The sequence below is a fragment of the Candidatus Finniella inopinata genome (genome assembly GCF_004210305.1).
Lineage (GTDB): Bacteria > Pseudomonadota > Alphaproteobacteria > Paracaedibacterales > CAIULA01 > Finniella > Finniella inopinata_A.
This window is the reverse complement of record NZ_SCFB01000006.1, coordinates 47,914-69,309: the sequence shown is the minus strand read 5'-3', so window position 1 is coordinate 69,309 and position 21,396 is coordinate 47,914. Positions and strand designations below refer to the sequence as shown.

Here is a 21,396-nt window from a genome sequence, read left to right as displayed (position 1 = left end):
AAATGAATCAAAATCTTATTGATCGTTTCCTGGAAATGTTAGCGGCAGAACGGCAAGTAGCAAAAAACACCACAGAAGCTTACAAGCGGGACTTGGGCGACTTTTGCCAATTCTTACAAGGAAAAGATCTGACTAATATACAAGCCAGCGAGGTTCATTTATATCTGGAATCGCTTGCATTGAAAGAGTTTCTGCCCACGACCATAGCCAGACGAACGTCGGCCCTTCGCCAGTTTTACGCCTTTCTTTTAAGCGAAGAGTTATGTGTTAAAAATCCTTGTCAGCATTTAAAACCCTTGCGTCAAAAACGTGTTTTATCAAATGTTCTAAACGAAGAGCAAGTGAACCAGTTGCTGCAGTCTATTTACGAAGAGGCGACAGACAAGCCAGAGAAAATTCGAATGGCCGCCTTGTTAGAGACTTTGTACGCCAGTGGTTTGCGTGTCAGCGAGCTGGTGGGGATGCCTATGCGCAGTCTTATTGCAGACTCTAAGACAAAAAAGTTACAAAGCATGGTCCTTATTCGTGGCAAGGGAAATCGAGAACGGTTGGTGCCCTTGAATGAAGCCGCCATGATGGCGTTGCAAGCCTATTTGCCCATTCGAAATTATTTTATTGCTAAAAGTGGTCCCAAGTCAGCAGCATGGCTATTCCCCTCAACCAGCCAACAAGGTCACTTGACGCGCCAAGGATTTGGCCAACTTTTGAAACAGCAAGCCATTTTGGCAGGTCTGGATCCGCGCTTGTTATCACCCCACGTCATTCGCCATAGCTTTGCAACTCATTTGTTAAACCGCGGGGCTGATTTGCTGGTTATTCAAAAACTTTTGGGGCATGCCGATATTGGCACCACGCAAATTTATACCCATGTGGTCCCCGATCACTTGATGGAATTGGTGACCGTTCATCACCCCTTACAAAAGTTTTAAATTCACAAAATATTAAGAATTTCTTGATAATATAAGTAATATAGAAGTCATTTTATTTTGTGAAAAAGATGGAAGAATCTGGTTTTGTTTCGATTTTAGGTCACTTAGAATATATTCTTCTTATCGTGGCTTTTATGCTGCGCAATATGGTCTATTTGCGCCTTCTTACCCTGTTATCCAGCTCCCTTGCAATTGTCTATTACAGCTTTTTCTTAGAAAAACCCCTCCTCATCAATGTGGGATGGGAAACAATATTTTCCCTTGTGAATGTCTATCAACTTTTGGTCATTGCCTATGAGCTATATTTTATCAGCTTTAGCGCTGAAGAGGAAAAAATCTACAAAGAATCATTCTCTAAATTCTCGCCGTTACAATTTAAGAAACTGTTAAAATATGGCAAATACCTCCCTTTCGAGGCGGGAGATTACCTCATAAAAGAGAACGAACCCGTCGAAAAACTTTCCTTTATTTGCAGCGGAAAAATGGAAATCATCCATGACAATAAAGTTATTGCCTATTGTAAGTCTGGCAATATCATCGGAGAACTAAGTTTTCTGTCAGGCAGCCTTGCAACCGCCGATGTGAAGGCCGTCGAAAAGGGTGTGTGCCTTTTTTGGGATCAAGCGCATTTAAAGAAATTGCTGGAAAAAGACGAAGAGATCTTCGCAAAATTCCAACTAACCTTTAACGACGAGTTGGCCAAAAAAATAGTGGCTCATAACAGTTGACGTGGATCCCTTAAGTCTTTGTTAATCTATAATTTTTAAAATGGGTCTTAGAATGGGTCTTTAAATTGCCGTAATCAATGATGCCTCAAGATGAAGATCAAACCGTCAAGATTTGGGCAGAGGATGATGAATTTACGCAATTACTGACAAAAGGAACGACAACGTTAAGCCACCTTGTGATCATTCGGACTTACTGCAGGGCCTTAAGCCAAATGGGATTGGATAATTCTCCGACCGATATGGCGGAAATTTTGGCAAATCATCCCGAGTTTATTCAGACCTTCTGTGGGCTATTTTGTCGGCGTTTCGATCCTTCGATAGCGGATTCTCAGAAACCCAAACCCACCTCTTTTCACCCCACCCTTTTCCAACAACTCCACAACCTTCTTACAGCCACCGTGCGAACTAATTTTTACCAACGGGATGCTAACGGTCGATCCAGACCTTACCTAAGTTTAAAGTTTGATTGTCAAAAAATAGACGGATTGCCCGACCCCAAACCCCTGTACGAAATTTTTGTATACAGCCCCCGCGTGGAAGGCTACCATCTTCGAAGCGCGCTTATCGGCAGGGGCGGTATTCGTTGGTCAAGCCGATTGCAAGACTATCGATCGGAAATTCTGCAATTGATGAAAACGCAAACCATGAAAAATGCCATCATCGTCCCCTCCGGCGCCAAAGGGGGTTTTATTTGTAAGAAACTGGCGGAGATAAAAACCCCCGATCAACGGCGGCAAGAGGGCAAAGAGTGTTATGAAATTTTCATAAAAGGGTTATTGGATTTGACCGATAACGTTGACCAAGGTAAGACCACCCACCCTTTGCGAACGGTCTTCTATGACCAAGACGATCCTTATTTGGTTGTGGCGGCCGACAAAGGAACGGCCAATTTTTCCGATCTGTCAAACGCGATTTCTAAGGAATACAACTTTTGGCTGGGGGATGCTTTCGCCTCTGGCGGCTCGCACGGTTACAACCACAAACAAATGGGGATTACGGCACGCGGTGCCTGGATAGCGGTTCAGCGGCACTTCCAGGAAATGGGGATTGATTGTCAATCTCAACCCATCACTGTTGTTGGTATTGGCGACATGAGCGGCGATGTGTTCGGCAACGGTATGTTGCAATCCTCCACCATCCACCTTGTGGCCGCCTTTGACCATCGACATATATTTTTGGACCCCAATCCAGACCCATTTACCGCCTATAATGAGCGCCTGCGTCTGTTCAACTTGCCCGATTCCAGCTGGGCGGATTATGGGGTGGATGTGCTGTCACAAGGGGGCGGGGTTTATGATCGCAACGAATCCGTCATCGTCTTATCAAAAGAAGTTTGTGGTTTGCTTAAGATTGATCCTGCCAAGAATCATACAACGCCCACTGACCTTATCCAGATGCTTTTGAAGGCCCCCGTCGATTTGCTGTGGTTTGGGGGTGTGGGGACGTTTGTGAAATCATCAATTGAGACGCACAAGGACGCTCAAGATCCCTCTAACGATGCCATTCGGGTTAATGCTGATCGGGTGCAGGCCCGCGTTATGGGCGAGGGGGCCAACTTGGCGATCACCCAACGGGGGCGCGTGGAATATGCCCTTATGGGGGGGCGTTTGAACACGGATGCCATTGACAATTCGGCTGGTGTTGATTGTTCTGATCGCGAAGTTAATCTTAAGATTTTGTTTTTGACATCGGGAATATCTGACTATGACCATATCCTGGCGCAAACAGTATCAGAGGTTATGGAAAGAGTCTTGGCCGACAACAACGAACAAACCCTTATTTTAAGCCTAGAAAGTCTTGAACTTAAGGATCCTGGGGCCATTCAGACTGATTTGAAAAAGTATCAAGACCTTATTCAATTTCTTGAAGGTCAACCTGCCCTGCATTTTGACCGACACTTAGAAAAACTTCCAACAGCCCAAGACTTTGAAAAACGCTGCCACTTGTGCCAAGCCTTGACCCGTCCGGAACGGGCGGTGGTGATGGCCTATGCCAAGATTTATTTAGCTCAACAAATCCTAAAGTCCTTTCAAAAAAATCCTTCTTTACCGACCCTTTTCCAAAAGGAATATGAATCATATTTCCCTTCATTGGTGGTAGAAAGATTTAAGGAAAGTTTGAACAGTCACCCCCTAAGGTTAGAAATTACAAGCACAGCGTTGGCAAACAAAATCGTCAACGACAAAGGCCCTTCTTGGTGTATTCAAACGGCCCAAACGCATGGGATAGCCGAAATTGATGTGGTTTTAGAATTCTTAAAGATTTCTAACGAATTTTAATTTTATAGTCGTGCCAACGGCTGTCAGTGTCAAAGGGTGGATAAACATAAGGAATATCCATCCATGTGTTGTGACAATCGAATTGAAAATTTAAACAGTCAAAAAGGGTGCACACTTGAATCCCTCCGGCGTAAGAAATGGGGCTATTTTTGTTTAAACGTTCCATGCTAACTGCTTTGAAATGAGAGATAATCGCCCCCAGGATCTTGTGCATGTTCCAGAATCTTTGGATTTGGGAACCTTTATAAGCTTGCAAGGCTGGCCGAACTGGTTGGGTTTTGATTTTTTCAACAATAAAAAACAACATACTATATGTTTTTAACAATATTGGATTCGTATTAACGACACCAAATGAACTTTGAAAAACAGTGAAAACGTTGGTCAAGAAAGCGGTTGCATCCAAGTAATTGTCTTTTTTATGACGAACAATAAAGTCTTGCATTGTTTGGGTTATATCCTCAGGAATGTCACCTAACATTTCGGCAGAAAGAATAAGACCTATGGTAGAGCAAAACTCTTTTTGTGCCAAAACATGGGGAAAAGCCAAACAGTTTTGGATCGGTATAATGAGTGCATTCATTTGGGTGGCAGGAGAAGCACAAGATAACAACCGCCCATAAAACGCTCCCGGACCTGAAATTCTAATGGTTAAATCGAAGCGCTTGTTTTTTGGTCGATCGGCAATTGTTTTTAAAGGAATATCTGTGCGCCGTTTTTCTTGTATTTTCAAAAAATCATTCACATACGCTATTAAAACGTGCCGCATCATAGAATTTATAACAGGATGACGAGGAGTAGACACAATAAGGCTGTTTGTTCTATTGATGATTTGAAAGTTATGGGGGACTTTAAACGCAGAGGCAGGCAAACGATCCATACCAAAAAACAAAGGTGTCATATCAGTATCTAAATAAACACCACCAAATTGACGCAAAATTTCAAGCCGAATCATATCAGACACAGAGGCAAAATTTCGTAACCCATGTCTTTCAAAATTGATTATATTCCAATATTCATCGTATTGTTCGTCTGTGAAAAAATCCGGCTTCTTGTCTTTAAGTTGGTCAATTTTCCTGATGTCTAATAAGGGTCCATAGGTTTCAAAACCTTCGTTCAACTTTCTTAAAGCGCCCCTGGTCTGTCGCTCTTTCAAGAACTCTAAATTCTTCAAATCATCAACCCAAACGACAACGCTGGCAGAGGACCGGGCCTTCTTTAAAAGCATAGCAAAACGGCTTATAGACGACCAATAGTCCTCATACAAAGGCCCCCAAAGCCAAATATAATGAAAAAGGGGGGGGATTGGCGTGGATGCTTGCGCGAAAGTTTTTTGTAAGGCCAACTGATCAAATGAATCTGTGGATTGAACCATATCATCAAAATTAAGGCGTTTCTTCGTGGCCTGTAACCGACTGAGGTCAAGCTGTTTTAATGTTTTAGGGATAACGGTAGGAGCGACCAAAGGCGTCGAGTTTTTTTCTGTGCTGGCCTGAGCGAATGCTGTAAAAAGAAGAAGAAAAACAATAAACATAAAAAAATCCCCCTGACCATATTCTACAGGGGGAGGTTTTAATTTAAGGTTAATTTGTAAGTTTTTTACTTTGCAACGTTTGTGTGAATCCGGTAATGGGCAAAGGTTTCAGCTGTATTCACATAATTCATAGCCTGACTTAACAATCGACGAACAGAAACAGTCTGGCCTTTTGCTGCGTCCAAGGCATCTATATACGCCTTTGCGCAATTAATCATAGCATTAAAAGCCATAAGGTTATCCCCCGTTAATTTATCAGCGTGACCTTTGATTTCATTAAAGCGCTCTTCCAGTTTTTGAATATCTTTTTCTGGGTAAACCGACTTAGCCTGATGGTGACTTGGTTTTAACTTCGTTAGTTTTTCGGCAGCTTTCAGCTCCTTATGGGCTAATCGGTCTGAACGGTAAATGTTTGTATCTAGTGATTGATATCCCTTAAGAGCCTCAATCCAATTTGAGGCACACTTCACACTCAAATCAAACCAACTTTTTTCACTCTCTTCGACCTTATCTCTTAATGGCATTATTTTGGTTTTAACCTCTTCTAATGCCTTAAATTTATCTTCCACATGCTTTTTAAATTCCTCATGTGTAAGCTGGTGCTTTTTGCGTTTCCTTGGATGCGAACTCTTTTGTTCTGGTTCCTCAACGCCCGAACCAACAACGACAGGGGCAGCAGTTTGTTGTGAGGCAACTTGGGCGCTTTGAACCGTTGCATCAACTTTTTTAAGGATAAGACCCATTGTTAAAATGATGAAAAAGACTGAAATTTTATACATTCGTGCTACTCTCGAAGAATCAATTAATTTTACTAAAATTAATCCTACGAAACCTTTTTCACTCCTGCAACCCCTAAAAAAAAATTATTGAACGAAAAAAACTGTTAATAACTTTGTTGATATCTTGGCTTAAAACCTGCTTACAAAATATGAAAATCCAAATATTTTTTATTATCTTGGGATAAGTCGATCTTATTCAACATCTTATACACAAGTGATTCTTTTGATCACAGCCTGTTATCAAGTTTCCTTAAAATTTTAAGATTCCCCAAAAAGACTGAAACCGTTTCATTTTTCGAGGAAATTTACCTGTGGATAAGGTTGTGGAAAAAAATTTATACATGTTTTAGAACCCCTTCTACCACTACTAACCACCTTTTAATAAATAATATATTATTAGAGAGGGGAAGTTCAGAAATTCTTATTTAAAAAGTATGATAAAAATGTTATAATTTTTTTATATATTTTCAAACAAACGTATATTTAAAGAAAGTGTATTGATGTTAAGGCATTTTTCCTCTATGTATATTTATCAAATACCTATTATCGTTAGGGTGCACCGTATATAATATCATTATTACTTTTAATCGTTTTTCTTCTTCCCAACACCTTACTGGCATCTGCAGAAGTAACTTCTGCCGAACCAGCAGCATTATTTGACCATTTCGGCCCAAGAAACAGGGGAAATCTGGAGAAAATAGAGGCGGTCGTTGCCGGGCGTAAACTTTTCCATCAAGCAATTTTGAGCATGCTTCAAGATCAAAATTCCTCAATTGATGAAAAAGTATTGGAATTTTTTGAGATACAAGGTAAATCCAACGATGATCTTAAAGCGTTAGACTCTGTCATGCCAGCAACAGATCTGTTGAATCTAGCAATAGAATCTACTAATGAATCAATTAATACATTAATGTGTACACAGCTTATTTGTAAGTCCATTAAAGGTTCAAACTATGATGCTCTAAAGGGGGCATCCTTTTTATCTATGAATATCTACTTCACGATTACAAGATTAAAAAGCCCCATCAGTTTGATGTCTAAACACACCAGGAGAATCATAGATACTGGTGATTACCTTGAGTTATCGTACTACCAAAAGATGGCAAGATATTTAATAAAACATCTAAAAAAAAGTGGACTGCCGAATATTTACGAACGAATATCGAATGATATGTTTGAGTCTGTCGAACAAGATTATAGGGGTTTTAAATATAAAATATCGCCTTTAGGTAGAACACTGGAGAGAAATTTAACAGAACTTCTTGAGAAAGGGCAACGGCATTTTCATGACGTGAGTTTTTTTGATGTATCTATGCGTATGACGAGCCATGATTTAGAGGCTAGATCGTTGGGGCTAAAACTTGTCTCAGATATGAAAAAAACAGAAGAACACTTTAAAACAAAAAAAATAATTTATAATAATTTCGTTCCTTTAAAAGGGATTTTTGACGTCTGTGTTTGGCCATACATAGAATTAGAATCAAAAGCTCAAGAATTACTAACGAAGATGGATGAAACAAGGAAACAATTTAAGGGCGAACTTTCTAAACTTCGCGCAGAGAAAGTTGCGAATCCTAAAACCTCTAGTGAAAGTTCCAGCAGTTCAAGTACTAACACTGATCGACAAGCTTTAACAGAAGAACCAGAACCATCTCAACATGAAGGACAATCGTCCGATGATGATGAATCCGGCGTATATGGAGAACTTCATAGGATGGCCATTGCCGCTAATGCTGCTTCTTCCTCAGCCTCAGCTTCAAAATCTATAGCGTCGGAATCCTCCTCCTCCTCTTCATCATCAGAAGTCCCCTTTTCCCCAGGACTTGATGTTTGGAAAGATTTAAAGGGTGGAAAAAAACAGGTTAAATTTGATGATATGATCAAAGCATTCAAGCATTTTCTCAATGCAGATGTTGATTCGTCTCAAACGACCGAAATCACTTTTCGTGGCCCTAATGATATGCTGACAACGATCTACTGTCATACGCCACATGGTTCCCAACTAACAAAGGCTTGGCCGGCTTGGCGTTATAGTATGATTGCGGGTTTGATGGAGTCTGGCATTAAATTTGCAGAGTAGACACCCTGAAATTCCCCCCACGGCAGGCTTTGAGGAACCATACTTGCGAGTTTCGATCAAAAGCGCAGGGGAGGAATTGGTGAACTTGCCAAAAAGACAAGCCTTAACCGGCAGAATCTCTACAAACTCTTTTCGGCCAAGAGGCAACCTAAAATTGAAACGCTTGGGGTGATCTTGGATGGCTTGGGCTTTCGACTTAGCATTATCCCCAAAAATCCATCTGTCAGCGTTCCTTGTGACTTTATCGCTTAAACTTAACTGGTGATTCCAAAGAAGCATCTAGCCATTCTCGGTCAATATCTTGCGGGGCGGCTGAAAATGCCTCCAGCCAACCTGTTCTTAGATAGTTAGGCTTTTTAAAAACAAGCTCTCCGCCTCTGACTTCTACTTCTACTGTTTTTTGAAAATCACACTGGGCCAACAAGGACTTAGGCAACCGAACCCCTTTAAAATTTCCAATTGTTACGATATCTAAGCGCATCTTTCGTGTTTTCCTTTTGTCTGCTTATTGTAGTTACAATGTAGTTATTTTTTTGGATTTGTTAAGAGCTTCGCCACCCTTAAAAAATTCCGACCTTTTCATCTAAGAGGGGTATGAGCTAAGATAACGTCAAACAAAATCGCAAAAGAAATTTCTATGAGCAAGAAACCCTACATCATCGTTTTGGGCAATGAAAAGGGCGGAACGGGAAAGTCGACAGCGGCCATGCACGTCATCACCTGGTTGCTGCGCGAAGGACACCAAGTTGGCAGTTTGGATATTGACGCCAGGCAGGGAACGTTGACGCGCTATGTGGAAAATCGCCGAGTTCGTCAACAAAATAAGGGCGAGGACCTTCCCCTGCCCCAGCATGAGGCCGTGTTTAAAAGCACGCTGGCCAACCAAGGTGAGGCCGAAGCGGAAGATACAGAAAAACTTTCAGGCATCATACAGAACCTAAGTGCTGTTGATTACATCGTGATTGATACACCCGGAAGTGACAATTTTCTGTCACGCCTTGCCCATTCGTATGCAGACATGCTGATCACCCCCTTGAATGACAGCTTTATTGATCTGGACATGCTGGTCAGGGTTACTCCTGAGTCATTGGACATTCTAAGGCCCAGTACTTATGCAGAAATGGTGTGGGAGCAAAAAAAACAGCGGGCTATTCGTGATGGTGGGTCGATTGATTGGATCGTATTGCGTAACCGCCTTAGCAGCATTTATTCCCGCAACAAAGAAGAAATGGGGAAAGTCTTACGCGCGTTGTCTAAGCGAATTGGTTTTCGGTTGATCGATGGATTTGGTGAGCGGGTTATTTTTCGTGAATTGTTCCTAAGCGGTTTAACTTTATTAGATTTGAAAGAGAGCAACACAGCTTTAAGCCTTTCACACATTGCTGCTAAGCAAGAGCTGAAAACACTTATGGAAGCAATCCAGTTGCCCCAACAAAGACAGAACTCAAGAATTGCGTAACCATTATGAATCCCATTAAAACGTGTATATTCCCGGTGGCTGGCCTAGGCAGTCGTTTCCTGCCTGCCACCAAGTCAATCCCCAAAGAAATGATGGTCGTTGTTGACAAGCCCTTGATTCAATATGCGGTGGAGGAGGCAAAGGCGGCCGGCATTGAGCGGTTCATTTTTGTGACATCCCAAGGAAAAACAGCTATTGAGGATCATTTTGATTCCTGCCCAATGCTAGAGATGGCCTTAAGGGCGCGCGGGAAAGTGCAAGAGCTGTCTCTGATCGAGGATATCAAATTAAACCCAGGACAGGCCATCTACATTCGTCAACAAGCCCCCCTTGGATTGGGGCACGCTGTTTTGTGTGCACAGGAACTGGTCAATGAAGACGCCTTTGCGGTCATTCTGGCCGATGATTTGGTTTTGGCGGACCACCCATGCCTTCAACAGATGACCCAAGCCTACAGCCCCTTAGAGGGCAATATGGTGGGTGTTATGGAGGTTCCCTATGATCACACCAACCGCTACGGCATATTAAAAACCTCTCAAGACGCCGATGGACAAAAGATAATTGCGGAAGCTGTAGTGGAAAAACCGGCCATCGACCAAGCACCTTCGCGGATTGCAGTCATAGGGCGTTATATATTGAACAGCCAGATATTTCAGCATTTGCGCACCCAAAAGCCAGGGGCCGGTGGGGAAATTCAACTAACTGATGCTATTCAAGCCATGATTCCAAGGGGGTTGTGCGGATTTCGATTCCAAGGGCAGCGCTTTGATTGCGGTACAAAGGAAGGCTGGCTAGAGGCGAATATGGCTTTTGCCTATGCCGACCCTCAGCTAAAGGACCACCTGAAAGCCATGCTCGATAAGTATCATTTTTAGAGGGTACTAGGGCTTTTGAACTTGAATCAACGTTGAATTATTCCGTTCATTAAAGGGATTCTTTTGCTTTCCATAGATTTTGACTTCAATTTTGTGAAATCCAAACCCCTCCATATATTTTTTCGCTAAGGCATTCGCTGGTTCTCTAAGAAGGGTATAGGCTTGCGCTCTTTGAGATAGAATCTCTTGGTTAATAAACGATTCTATCTGCCCCTTTATCTCGTATACTTTTGCATTCATTTTTCCCAACGTTGGGTCAGATAAAATAAGAGCAGTGAACTGTTCTTTACTCATAGGGATCCCCTTAGAAATGTTAGCTTTTTCATAAAAGCTTTTGGTAAAAGCTTCTTCCAACTTTTTAAGGCCGCTTATTTTTTTCTGAGTTTCCTCTGAAAAGGCAGGCATGGTCATCGTGAAAGGATTTGTTAAAGCGTAATCCGTTCCAGGTTTTTGTTGAAACTGATGATCTAAATAACCCTTTCCTTTTGACGAAAGACAGGCAAATAAGTTTTGCATGCAAATTGGTTGTTCTAAAACAACAGGGGGCAATTTTTCTAAATAAATAATATCAAACCTGTTGTGCATAGATTCCGGCACAGGTTGAGTCCAATCGAAGAGAAGGTCAGGTTGAACCGCACCATCCTCTGCTAAGGTTAGACACCCTTTATGGGAATGGTCACCATCTTTAGTTGCCTCCCATTCATTGTATTGCCCGCGAGATTCAGAAGATGACTTCCAAGAACCAGGATTTTTTCCACATCCTACAACGAGAGACCGGCAAGATGAATTCTTTGCCAGTATCTAAGCAAGGGAGGGTGTGCTGGAACTTGATGCTGAAGAACCGTTGGACTTTTGGACACAACAAATCAGCAGCGTCAGTGTTGTTAATATTGTTTTCAATTTCATTAAAATTAATCCATTTGAGTAAAATATATTTAATTGAAACACAGTATTGTCGGATTTAATGTAAGTCAAACCATTTATGGTTTCAGAAACTCCTAGATGAGGTTGTCATGTATTGTAGCTAAAGCATTTTTAATTTTGGCTCAGGAACTCAGTATAGTAAATTCTACGTAAAAGAAGGGCACCGCGTACCCAAATTATAAAGGCTTGGTTGTATGAATAAAGAGAAGCTGAGCAGAGTCCTGCTGATTAACGATACCACAAATTGGTATCACTTTGGATGTACTGCCACCAGCCTGGCAATTAAAGATGAAATTACCAAACTGGGATATCAATTAGATTCCATCTCAATCACAGAAACTTATAAGATCACCGCACCTCCAAGCTCTATCCAAGAGTTTAATGATGGAAATAATTTTATTAAATTCTCTGTATCACATTCCGAAATTATAAAAAGGATAAAGCAGAATGATATTATAATTGTGAATGGTGAAGGGACCCTTCACGGAGTCAGACCTGCCCCTTTAAGCTTATTGTATTTGTGCTATGTCGCTAAAGTATTTTGCAGAAAGCATGTGGAAATTATAAATCATTCAATCTACCCACAAGACAATCTTTCAGTTGATGACCGTAACATTATAAAATTATACAAGCTTGTTTATGACGCTATAGACTTTGCAGAAATTCGTGAGCACTTAAGTTATACTTTAGCAAGGAAGATAGGAATTAGAGCGATTGAGAGCTTCGATTGCTCGCCCCTATATATTAAAAATCATTACACCCCTGACGGAAAAAAGGATCCTAAAACCTTATTAATTGCAGGTTCTGCTAACTGGCTGAATTTGAATATTTTGTCTGATGAAAGGGGTAATATTGATGAATTTAAAAATGGGCTTTCCCAGTTCAGCTCTTACTTAAATGCAATGCATCGACAAGGATATAGCATAACCTTTTTATATGGAGCAAAAGACTGGGCTGCCAAGGACGATAGGGAATTCATTGCTTTTGTAAAACCCAGACTTAAATTCGATTTAAAAATTTTTGAGGCCAAAAATATAGACCAATGGCTATCGTGTATTGAAAATGCAGAATTGCTAGTGAGTGGGAGATTTCATCATACAATAGCTGCGGGTTGTCTGGGCACAAGATTTATTGCGCTGAATAGTAATACACCCAAAATGGATGGGTTATTGAAAGCATTAGGTACAGAACGTGCTCTTAGATATGATGATCCAGATCTAGCAGAAAAGCTGCATAAACAAACATTAGAATCATATGACAAATCAATAGATCACATTTTAGGTCAGAAATTATGTGATAAAGCTATGTTGAACTTTCATTGCTTGCATAATGCCATTTGTTATAAATAAGCATCTGGGCTGGATGTCGTATGCTGTCTAAAGGAGGAGAACCTTCAATGAACTGTATCAGTCTCATAAATTTACCCCTCCACAATTCGCCTCAACCGTTTTTGTTCGTGCTGTTTCGTTTCTAACAACTGTTTGTCAGTCTGCCATGATTCAGGTTTTGCCTGCTGATAGGCAGTGTTTCGAAGTTTATTCTCTAAGTGGTTTGATTCTTTCATCAACGTTTCCAACTTGATGTCCAAAACTTTATAGGCAGCCTCAAGATTAATTAAATGCCCTAACTTTAAGTAGAAAGTGTTTTGTCCGATCACAAACGGAACGCTTTTCTGTTTTTCTTCGTCCTTTGGGTTGAAGTCAAAGCTTTCTAAACGCGCAAGGTGCAAAATCCACGACTGATGGGCTTGCAAAACGGTTGCGTCATTCATGCAACCACCATCTAACAGCAAAGGGATCTTTAGGTTAGGGGACAGATTGAACAATCCGCGAAGCGACCGCACTTCGGCCACGATGCTTAAGGCAAAGTCCACGGCCTTTAAGTCTTTATTCTCTGCTAATGCCCCATCGATGGCGGGCCAAGCGCTTTGAATCAATAAGTGAGGCGCGTTCGGGTAAAAGGCGTGCCACAATTCTTCGGTCACTAGCGGAATGAACGGGTGGGCAACCTTCAAAAATTCCAGCAAAACCCAGCTGGCGGTTTGACGGGTTTCTTGATGGAGGTCCTGGTCGTCCGTTTCATGTAACAGCGGCTTCAAGCATTCAATATAAATATCGCAAAAATTCCCCCACAGGAATTGATACAGGCTTTGCGCACCCCAATCAAAACGATACGTTTCCAGGTGTTGGTGAACATCCCTGGCCAACATTTTTGTTTTATAAACAATCCAACGGTTCAACAAATGTTGGCAATTGTTACTGTCAAAATCTGGGTTATAAGTGCAGTCGTTCATTTGCAAAAAGCGGGCAGAGTTCCAAATTTTGGTCAGGAAATTGCGGTAGCCTTCCACACGCGATTCGCCCAACTTTATGTCACGCCCGGGGGCGGCTAGGGCAGCCAGGGTAAAGCGCAACGCATCGGTTCCATACTTGTCAATAATTTCCAAAGGGTTGATAATGTTCCCCTTTGACTTGGACATTTTTTGACCCTTTTCATCGCGCACCAACGCGTGAATGTAAACGGTGCGAAATGGAACATCATCCTTAAAGTACAGCCCCATCATGATCATGCGGGCGACCCAAAAGAAGATAATATCAAAGCCGGTGATTAACACATCTGTTGGATAGTAACGGTCTAATAGCGTTTCGTCCTGAGGCCAACCCAGGGTGGAAAAAGGCCATAAGGCGGATGAAAACCATGTATCCAGAACATCGGTATCGCGGGTCAGGTTAACCTTTTCGCCATAATGGGCGATGGCTTGTGCCTGGGCCGCCTCGTCGTCCTTAGCCACGAAGACATGACCATCAGGGCCGTACCACGCAGGGATCTGATGCCCCCACCAAATTTGCCGCGAAATACACCAAGGCTGAATGTTCCGTAGCCACTCGAAATACGTATTATTCCATTGTTCGGGCACGAAACGGATGCGGCCTTCCTCTACGGCTTTAATCGCCGGCTCAGCCAAAACCTTGGCATCCACAAACCACTGGTCGGTCAACCATGGCTGGATTTGAACGCCTGACCGATCACCATAAGGAACGGCATGGGTTATCGCCTCTACATTTATCAACAGGGCATGCTCGGCCAGTTCGGTCACAACTTTTTCACAACCTTTGTCAACCGACAATCCTTGAAATTCTGCAGGCACCTGATCGTTCAAACAAGCATCGGCATCTAAAATATTGATCTGCGGCAGGCCGTGGCGTTCACCCACAGCAAAGTCATTAAAGTCATGGCCTGGGGTTATTTTGACAGCCCCTGTGCCCTTTTCGGGGTCGCAATAGGTATCGGCGATGATGGGAATAACCCTGTCCGTAAGGGGCAGGTGGACCATTTTACCAATCAGGTGCTGATACCGTTCATCATCGGGATGCACGGCCACAGCTGTGTCCCCGAACAAAGTCTCGGGCCGTGTTGTTGCCACCAGGATGCCTTGCGTTGGATCATCAGCCAGTGGATAGCGAATATAATACAGGTGTCCCTTAACGTCTTGGTTGATAACCTCTAAATCAGAAATGGCTGTTTTAAGCTTGGAATCCCAATTAACAAGGCGTTTAGCGCGATAGATAAGACCTTTTTGATAAAGCTCTATAAAGACTTTGCTGACGGCTTCAGACAACCCTTCATCCATGGTAAAGCGCGACCGTTCCCAGTCGGGTGAAATGCCCAACCGGCGCTGTTGTTCAACAATCGTGTCCCCTGATTCTTTTTTCCATTCCCAAACCTTTTCCAAAAAAGCATCCCGCCCCAAGTCTTGTCGCGATATGTTTTTTTCAGCCAATTGACGCTCCACCACCATTTGTGTCGCAATGCCAGCATGGTCGGTTCCTGGTTGCCATAAGGCATCAAACCCGCATTGGCGTTTAAAGCGCACCAGAATATCTTGCAGTGTATACGTCAACGCATGCCCCAAATGCAGGCTGCCGGTCACGTTGGGCGGCGGCATCATCAGGGTAAACGGGTTTTTATCTGACGTTGGGTCAGCCTTAAAAAAGGGCTGCGTCTGAAGGTAGCGAATCGATTCAAAGCTTTTCGGGTTAAAGGTTTTTTCTAGCATTTCTAAATTTTTATTCTCAGTTTCTGTGTTTTACAAAAGGGGATACTAAGGCATCCTATATCCTTTTTACCCTTTAATGATCAAAAGGTGGAAATGGTTTTATAAAACTGGTTGTAAATTTATTAAGACCAAATTCATTTAGATGAACAGACATTCTGGTATTTCCATGAAAAAAACAGGAAGACGGTCTGTAAATTAGCTATGGTTTCGTCCGGAGGGTATTGTGACTTTTATAAAAAAAGCACCCTGTCTGTGTGGCAAAGTGCTGCATGAAGTGTTTTTAGGGTGCGATTAAATTACGATGACCTTCTGAGTTGTTCTAATTACCCCGCGCTTACCTTTTTTTACGCATGTGTGCGTCGTATTGAGCCTTCGTCACGCCGCCTCTTTGGACATCTTCTGGTCCACCACCATCCAGCTCTTCGTCGTCATCAGAAGCAGGAGCGGCGTTGGCAGCCATGGCTTCATCACAAGCAGCTTTAAGGTGTTTATTCGTTTTCATTTTCGCTTCATTTGCTTTTCCTGTGCAGTATTTTTCGACAAAAGCCTGTGGGTCGGCCTTTTCAGAAGCATCCACGCTGTCTGCATAACCAAGAGCCATCAGTCCTATTGCTAAGATATATTTCAAATTTTTTAACATTGTTTATTCTCCTTATGGTGTTTCTGGTGTAAAGAAAAAGCACCCTGTCTGTGTGACAGAGTGCTGAATAGGGTATTTTTATTTTTTTAATAATCTCTCTTATTTCCCTTCCTCGCCTTCCTCTCCATCCTATCACCTAAAGCTTGTTGACGGCCGTAGCCACCCATAGATCCGCTATACAACGAGTCACCCTCCTCCTCTTCGTCTTCTTCAGTAGTTCCACTATCATCCTCTTCGCCTTCGTCGCCTCCAGCGGCGCCATCCTGGTCTTCATCGTTCATTTGCTCGCCGTCATCGTTATTATCTGAATCGTCTCGTTGAGCCTGCTCTGCTTCTGCTCTTTCGTTTTCAGCATCGGCTGCGTCCTGCTCTGCCTGTTTTTGTTTCTGGATAGCAGCTGCATGGGCATCACGTGCTTTTTGCTGATTAGCTAGTGCTTTTTCGTGTTGCAGACGCTTTTTCTCAGATTCTTTTTTAGAAACGTCATGTGCTTTGGCAGCTGCAATATGCTTATGTGTTTTATGGGCTAGATTGGCTGTTTTACATGCCACTTTAAGCGTTTTATCTTTTACTTTTTTCATGTCTGTGCAATGGCTTTTAACAAATGCCTCTGAAAAATTTTTAATTTTCATAGGGTCAACTTCGGTTGCACATCGCATAGCAAAGGCATAGTTTTTGGGATTTTTTGCTTTTTGGGCAGTTGCGACACTTCTGGTACAAGTAGCGCTACCTGGTCCTGCGGCCTCTCCCATCCGGCGGCTAATATTATCAAACATCCCAGCCTTGGCGCTGTCTGCATAACCCAGGGCTATCAACCCCATGGCTACGATATATTTCAAACTCTTTAACATTGTTTATGCTCCTTATAATAATTAAACAATAACAAGATTTCTGTAATCTTTAATTAAAGTCTATTTTATAAAGGTTAACAAAACGTCAATATGCTGGAAATAAATTTACATTATAGGAAGAATACATGGATGGCCACGGAGCGATAGCTCCTTGCCGTGATGGGGTCGCTTTCTTATTAAGTGAAATGTGTATACCCCATTCAAATGATTTTGCGGGATTTTTCCCATACATAAGCACCTCGGATGTCATTCCCGTGCAGACGGGAATCCAGACAACAATACAACTGGACCCCCGCCTTCGCGGGGGTGACAATGGGTGACGAGGGGGGCACAATACAGGTCTTCAAGGGGCGACTGAATTCCGGCGAAATGACCTGAATTGGGTATATCAATCTTTCACAATGTGAATCTCTACCAAGGGCTTTTTGCCAAGTCGTTGATTAACAAGCTGCCTAACAACTTTCCGCAAGTCGTTCATCGAATTGGTTTCATCCTTTATAAAGTCAGCCGATGGCATATCCCTTACCAAACATTGAAGATCGCGCTTAAGGTCTTGCTCTTCTTCGCCTGGTTGACAAACCCCCAACAAGGTGAATTGAGGTAATCGTGTTCTGCTGCCTAATGCACTGATCCCCACGGTTATAAAGATAATGCCCTGCATAGAAAGTTTATTGCGTTGTTTTAAAACTAAGCTGTCCATGGGAATCATACGGTCCCCATCCAGGGCCCAACGCCCCGTTTGAACCTGTTCAATCACCGACACAGATTCGGCACCCAGCTGAATCAAGCTGCCATTCTGGGTGGCTAAGACGTCATTGACTCCTTGCTCCTTGGCCAGTTGCGCATGCGCGTGCAGGTGACGGGCTTCGCCGTGTACAGGAATGGCAGAACGGGGGCGCACCCATTGATACATTTGCTTCAGCTCATCACGGGCGGGATGGCCCGAGACATGAATATCCTCATCGTTGGCGGTAATCAAAGTAACTCCACTTTGGACCAAACGATTTTGCAAAGATCCAATATGACGTTCATTGCCTGGAATAACACGTGATGAGAAAAATACCACGTCGCGGGGGCCCATTTTAATAACCGGATGCTGCAGGCTAGAAATGCGGGCCAACCCCGACCGGGCTTCGCCTTGTGAGCCAGTTGTGATAAACAAAACCTTCTCTGGTGGCATGTCTACGGCTTCGCGGTCGCTTATGAACCCAGGCAGGTTGTTCAAATAACCAGCATATTGGGCGGCGGCGACCATGCGATATAAAGAACGACCCACCAGGCAAACCTTGCGTCCATGGGCAGCAGCCGTCAGGCCAATCGTTTCCAGCCGGGCAATGTTAGACGCAAAACACGCAACCGTTACGCGATGGTTGGGAAACTCACCAATCAGTCGGTTCAATTCATCCCTGACGTCCTGTTCGGATCCCGATGACCCCTCGCTTAAGGCATTGGTCGAATCACAAACAAGGGCCAGAACACCCTGATCGCCCCATTCTTGAAGGCGTTTGAAGTTCGTTGCCTCGCCAACCAAAGGATGGGGATCAATTTTCCAGTCGCCCGTATGAATGACCGTCCCTAAGGGTGTTGTGATGGCTAAAACATTAGGTTCAGCAATCGAATGGGTAATGGTGATAAATTCAACCTTAAAATGGCCGATTTGAACTGTTCCTGACAGGGGAACCTCAATAATCTCAACCTCGTCAGCCCAAATCTTATCAGAAATTTTTTGGCGAATGATGGCGGCCGTAAAGGGTGTTGCATACAAAGGGCACCGAAGGTAAGGCCATAAGTAAGGAATGGCACCCACATGATCTTCGTGGGCATGGGTCAAAACCAACCCCTTTAAATTTTTTTGAAATGGCAAAATGGCCGATGGATCAGGACTTAGAACCTCGACGCCCAAACGGTCATGAAATGTAATGCCAAGGTCAACCATCAACCATTGCTGATCGTGACCATACAAATTTAAATTCATACCAATTTCGCCAGCCCCGCCTAAAGGAAGGAACCAGAAATCTTTTTTTGAGGGCAATTTTTTCATGAAAGGAAACAAAACTCTTAATAAAGTGTCCATAACGCTACCATAAACTGGTTTTTGCTTACAGTGAAAAACAGCTTAATTAATTCAGCTTTTACATCATCGGCAGATGGGCCAAAACAAGAATTTAGGTCTGCTCAAAGAGTTCTAGGACTATGCGACCCTAAAACATGTTCGCTTATCATGCCATCAAGAATTTTAAAATAAGAATAATTTTAAATTTTCAACTTTTAGTTGTTTTTTCCTTAAATTTGCTGGCATAAAAAGTGATAACAATAAGGGGAATGGAAATGAACAAAATAGTGGCGTTATGTGTCCTTGCGTTAACAGTTGGAATGATTGGCGATTGTTGCAGGGCCTCGTCGTCAGCGTCATCAAGTTATGAAGCAGATTATCAAAGATTTTTAAAGGTAAAATTGGTTTATTGCCCGAAGAAGGAGAGTGATGTCGGGAAGATAGTACTGCCGATAAAAGAGTTACGGAACCCGTTAGAGGGGACATTTGATTTATCTGGGTATGATGATACTGGACAATACTTGAGTATAGCGACGGGATACCCTAAGGAAAAGAATCCAGAAAACGCCGACAAGATAGAGATATGGATAGCTCCAAGGTTTTTAATTGAAAAAGAACTGACGACAACAGCTGGTCATTTTAAAGGAATCATGAGTAACTGGCCAAGCACGGTGCCGGTTGGAATTTTTTGGAGGTGGGGAGGATGGAATAATCTCGAATGGATGGATTATTTGACAACGAATTCATTAGAAAAAATTGGAGATAATAATTTATATAGAAAATATCAATTCTCCCAGAACTCGGACGAAGAGAATTATAATACTACGGGCATGAATATGCTAAAAGAACACTGGCGTTCGCTGTCACGTTATAAGTTGGAATCTTAGCCCCAGACGAAGCCCATTCGCCGAAATAGGATCCCGCGAAATCATTTGAAATGGGTACAGGGTGAATCTGTGGCGAAAACGGCCTGCTTCATTCTTCGTTAAGGAAGTGTATGCTGTAGTAGCAATACCACCTTAGAATATGATGAACAGAATGTTTTCGTTTGGTCGCTTTTTAACGCCTATTTTTTTCTGTTGTATGACAGCGACGCGGCTTGGCTCTGCCAACGAAGGGATCAGCCCTCCAAGCCCGCTGGTTCCGCAAATTCAGGCGCTTGAGGGCCTTTTGGAAGACTATGAAAAGGAGGCTAAAAATCCTTATCCGGAGTGGACTTGCACCCAGTATGCCTTTAAAAAAGGTGACAGCGATCCGATAGTGCGAACAGTCAAAAAACAACTGAAGGACCCTGATTTAGGAACCAGCTTTGATTTTGATGACGATTTAGAACAGGCCATTATTCGCTTTCAAAAGCAGCATTTTCTGAAACCTGATGGCGTGATCGGAAAGGCGACGTGTCGGGCTTTAAACATGACGGTTACGGACCGTATTCGTAAAATTAAGCTGAACCTTAAGCGATGGAAAAAGCTGTCCCCGCTGCTGAATGGTCGGTGCGTTATTGTGAACGTCCCAACGTATCATGCAGAAGCTATGGAGGGGGGCCAATCTATTCTGAAGCAAGACATTATTGTGGGCATGAAAAGCCGAGCCACGCCCCTTTTTAGCACGACCCTGACCAGGGTGGTTTTGAATCCCGCCTGGTATATGCCTGACAGTATTTTTTTCAAAGATAAACTAAAGAAGATTCAAAAGGACCCCAATTATTTGACGCGCAACTTTTATGTTGTGGCCGATCAAGATGGGGAACTGGTCAGTCCGCATACGGTGGATTGGGATCAAATTTCAGACGGCTATTTGCCTTATCGCATTCGCCAATTGCCCGGTTCGCATAATGCCCTGGGCAGAATCAAATTCCATTTGGAAGGCACACAAGCCATTTACATGCATGACACGCCCCAAAAGGAATTGTTTCAAAAATGTCCCAGAGCCTTTTCGTCGGGGTGCATCCGTCTTTCAAAACCCCTGGACCTGGCACTTTGGGCTTTAAGCAAAACCGATTTGAAAAGTGCCAAGGAATTCGAAGAAACAATAGAAGGGGGGCAAACCAAAACATATGGTTTAGAGAAGCCCCTTCCTGTTTATTTCACCTATATAACCGTTTGGGTTGATGAAAACGGTCAGGGCTTATTTAGCGATGACCCCTATGATTTGGACGAAAAAGAAATGCGCCAGGAAAGGGGGAAGTAGGGCGATTGCCAAAGCTTCCTT

At 42.9% G+C, this 21,396-nt stretch carries 18 protein-coding genes; 10 read left to right on the top strand and 8 right to left on the bottom strand.

Annotated elements, in window-relative coordinates; genetic code table 11:
- The first annotated feature begins 2 nt into the window (after positions 1–2).
- The 3 genes from EQU50_RS05270 (at position 3) to EQU50_RS05260 (ending at position 3,936) form a co-directional block, all read left to right on the top strand.
- The gene (locus EQU50_RS05270; RefSeq protein WP_130154098.1) at positions 3–929 is read left to right on the top strand and encodes a site-specific tyrosine recombinase XerD; all 927 of its coding nucleotides are present in this window, start codon (positions 3–5) and stop codon (positions 927–929) included.
- A gap of 68 nt (positions 930–997) precedes the next feature.
- Complete coding sequence (locus tag EQU50_RS05265; RefSeq protein ID WP_130154097.1) at positions 998–1,657, top strand: cyclic nucleotide-binding domain-containing protein; 660 nt, start codon at positions 998–1,000, stop codon at positions 1,655–1,657.
- 77 nt (positions 1,658–1,734) lie between these two features.
- Positions 1,735–3,936, top strand: a complete 2,202-nt coding sequence (locus tag EQU50_RS05260; RefSeq protein WP_130154096.1) for an NAD-glutamate dehydrogenase domain-containing protein — start codon at positions 1,735–1,737, stop codon at positions 3,934–3,936.
- Here EQU50_RS05260 and EQU50_RS05255 read toward each other — a convergent pair.
- Together EQU50_RS05255 and EQU50_RS05250 are read right to left on the bottom strand one after the other, a co-directional pair.
- The gene (locus EQU50_RS05255; RefSeq protein ID WP_130154095.1) at positions 3,923–5,467 is read right to left on the bottom strand and encodes a glycosyltransferase; all 1,545 of its coding nucleotides are present in this window, start codon (positions 5,465–5,467) and stop codon (positions 3,923–3,925) included. The genes EQU50_RS05260 and EQU50_RS05255 overlap by 14 nt on opposite strands.
- Positions 5,468–5,532: 65 nt before the next feature.
- Positions 5,533–6,246, bottom strand: coding sequence for a hypothetical protein (locus tag EQU50_RS05250; protein ID WP_130154094.1), 714 nt, complete (start codon positions 6,244–6,246; stop codon positions 5,533–5,535).
- Positions 6,247–6,994: 748 nt separating this feature from the next.
- Here EQU50_RS05250 and EQU50_RS05245 point away from each other — a divergent pair.
- Together EQU50_RS05245 and EQU50_RS08650 are read left to right on the top strand one after the other, a co-directional pair.
- Positions 6,995–8,326 carry a hypothetical protein gene (locus tag EQU50_RS05245; protein WP_130154093.1) on the top strand — a complete coding sequence of 444 codons (1,332 nt, stop codon included), beginning with the start codon at positions 6,995–6,997 and terminating at the stop codon, positions 8,324–8,326.
- A 39-nt stretch (positions 8,327–8,365) separates the two neighbouring features.
- On the top strand, positions 8,366–8,578 hold the full coding sequence (locus EQU50_RS08650) for a helix-turn-helix domain-containing transcriptional regulator (protein WP_420886602.1): 213 nt from the start codon (positions 8,366–8,368) through the stop codon (positions 8,576–8,578).
- Here the strand turns inward: EQU50_RS08650 and EQU50_RS05240 are convergent.
- On the bottom strand, positions 8,568–8,807 hold the full coding sequence (locus EQU50_RS05240) for an AbrB/MazE/SpoVT family DNA-binding domain-containing protein (protein WP_130154092.1): 240 nt from the start codon (positions 8,805–8,807) through the stop codon (positions 8,568–8,570). The genes EQU50_RS08650 and EQU50_RS05240 overlap by 11 nt on opposite strands.
- Positions 8,808–8,963: 156 nt before the next feature.
- Here EQU50_RS05240 and EQU50_RS05235 point away from each other — a divergent pair, with 156 nt between their 5' ends.
- Together EQU50_RS05235 and EQU50_RS05230 are read left to right on the top strand one after the other, a co-directional pair.
- A complete protein-coding gene (locus tag EQU50_RS05235) occupies positions 8,964–9,785 on the top strand; it encodes a division plane positioning ATPase MipZ (RefSeq protein WP_165380348.1) in 822 nt (273 codons plus the stop codon).
- A 5-nt stretch (positions 9,786–9,790) separates the two neighbouring features.
- The gene (locus EQU50_RS05230) at positions 9,791–10,660 is read left to right on the top strand and encodes a UTP--glucose-1-phosphate uridylyltransferase (protein ID WP_130154090.1); all 870 of its coding nucleotides are present in this window, start codon (positions 9,791–9,793) and stop codon (positions 10,658–10,660) included.
- Between the two features lie 6 nt (positions 10,661–10,666).
- On the opposite strand, the gene EQU50_RS05225 is transcribed toward EQU50_RS05230, so the two are convergent.
- Positions 10,667–11,257 (bottom strand): hypothetical protein, encoded by a 591-nt coding sequence (locus tag EQU50_RS05225; protein ID WP_130154089.1) that lies wholly within the window; start codon positions 11,255–11,257, stop codon positions 10,667–10,669.
- Positions 11,258–11,778: 521 nt separating this feature from the next.
- Here EQU50_RS05225 and EQU50_RS05220 point away from each other — a divergent pair.
- A complete protein-coding gene (locus EQU50_RS05220; RefSeq protein ID WP_130154088.1) occupies positions 11,779–12,933 on the top strand; it encodes a polysaccharide pyruvyl transferase family protein in 1,155 nt (384 codons plus the stop codon).
- Positions 12,934–13,004: 71 nt separating this feature from the next.
- On the opposite strand, the gene EQU50_RS05215 is transcribed toward EQU50_RS05220, so the two are convergent.
- The 4 genes from EQU50_RS05215 to EQU50_RS05200 all read right to left on the bottom strand — a co-directional run bounded on the left by EQU50_RS05215 (position 13,005) and on the right by EQU50_RS05200 (position 19,206).
- A complete protein-coding gene (locus EQU50_RS05215; protein ID WP_130154087.1) occupies positions 13,005–15,641 on the bottom strand; it encodes a valine--tRNA ligase in 2,637 nt (878 codons plus the stop codon).
- Between the two features lie 334 nt (positions 15,642–15,975).
- A complete protein-coding gene (locus EQU50_RS05210) occupies positions 15,976–16,281 on the bottom strand; it encodes a hypothetical protein (protein WP_130154086.1) in 306 nt (101 codons plus the stop codon).
- 86 nt (positions 16,282–16,367) lie between these two features.
- The gene (locus EQU50_RS05205) at positions 16,368–17,132 is read right to left on the bottom strand and encodes a hypothetical protein (protein WP_130154085.1); all 765 of its coding nucleotides are present in this window, start codon (positions 17,130–17,132) and stop codon (positions 16,368–16,370) included.
- Between the two features lie 388 nt (positions 17,133–17,520).
- Positions 17,521–19,206 carry a ribonuclease J gene (locus tag EQU50_RS05200; protein WP_242508826.1) on the bottom strand — a complete coding sequence of 562 codons (1,686 nt, stop codon included), beginning with the start codon at positions 19,204–19,206 and terminating at the stop codon, positions 17,521–17,523.
- Between the two features lie 254 nt (positions 19,207–19,460).
- Between EQU50_RS05200 and EQU50_RS05195 the strand changes: the two genes are divergently transcribed.
- Positions 19,461–20,072 carry a hypothetical protein gene (locus EQU50_RS05195; protein ID WP_130154084.1) on the top strand — a complete coding sequence of 204 codons (612 nt, stop codon included), beginning with the start codon at positions 19,461–19,463 and terminating at the stop codon, positions 20,070–20,072.
- A gap of 151 nt (positions 20,073–20,223) precedes the next feature.
- Positions 20,224–21,375 carry a L,D-transpeptidase family protein gene (locus EQU50_RS05190; protein WP_165380347.1) on the top strand — a complete coding sequence of 384 codons (1,152 nt, stop codon included), beginning with the start codon at positions 20,224–20,226 and terminating at the stop codon, positions 21,373–21,375.
- Positions 21,376–21,396: the final 21 nt, after the last annotated feature.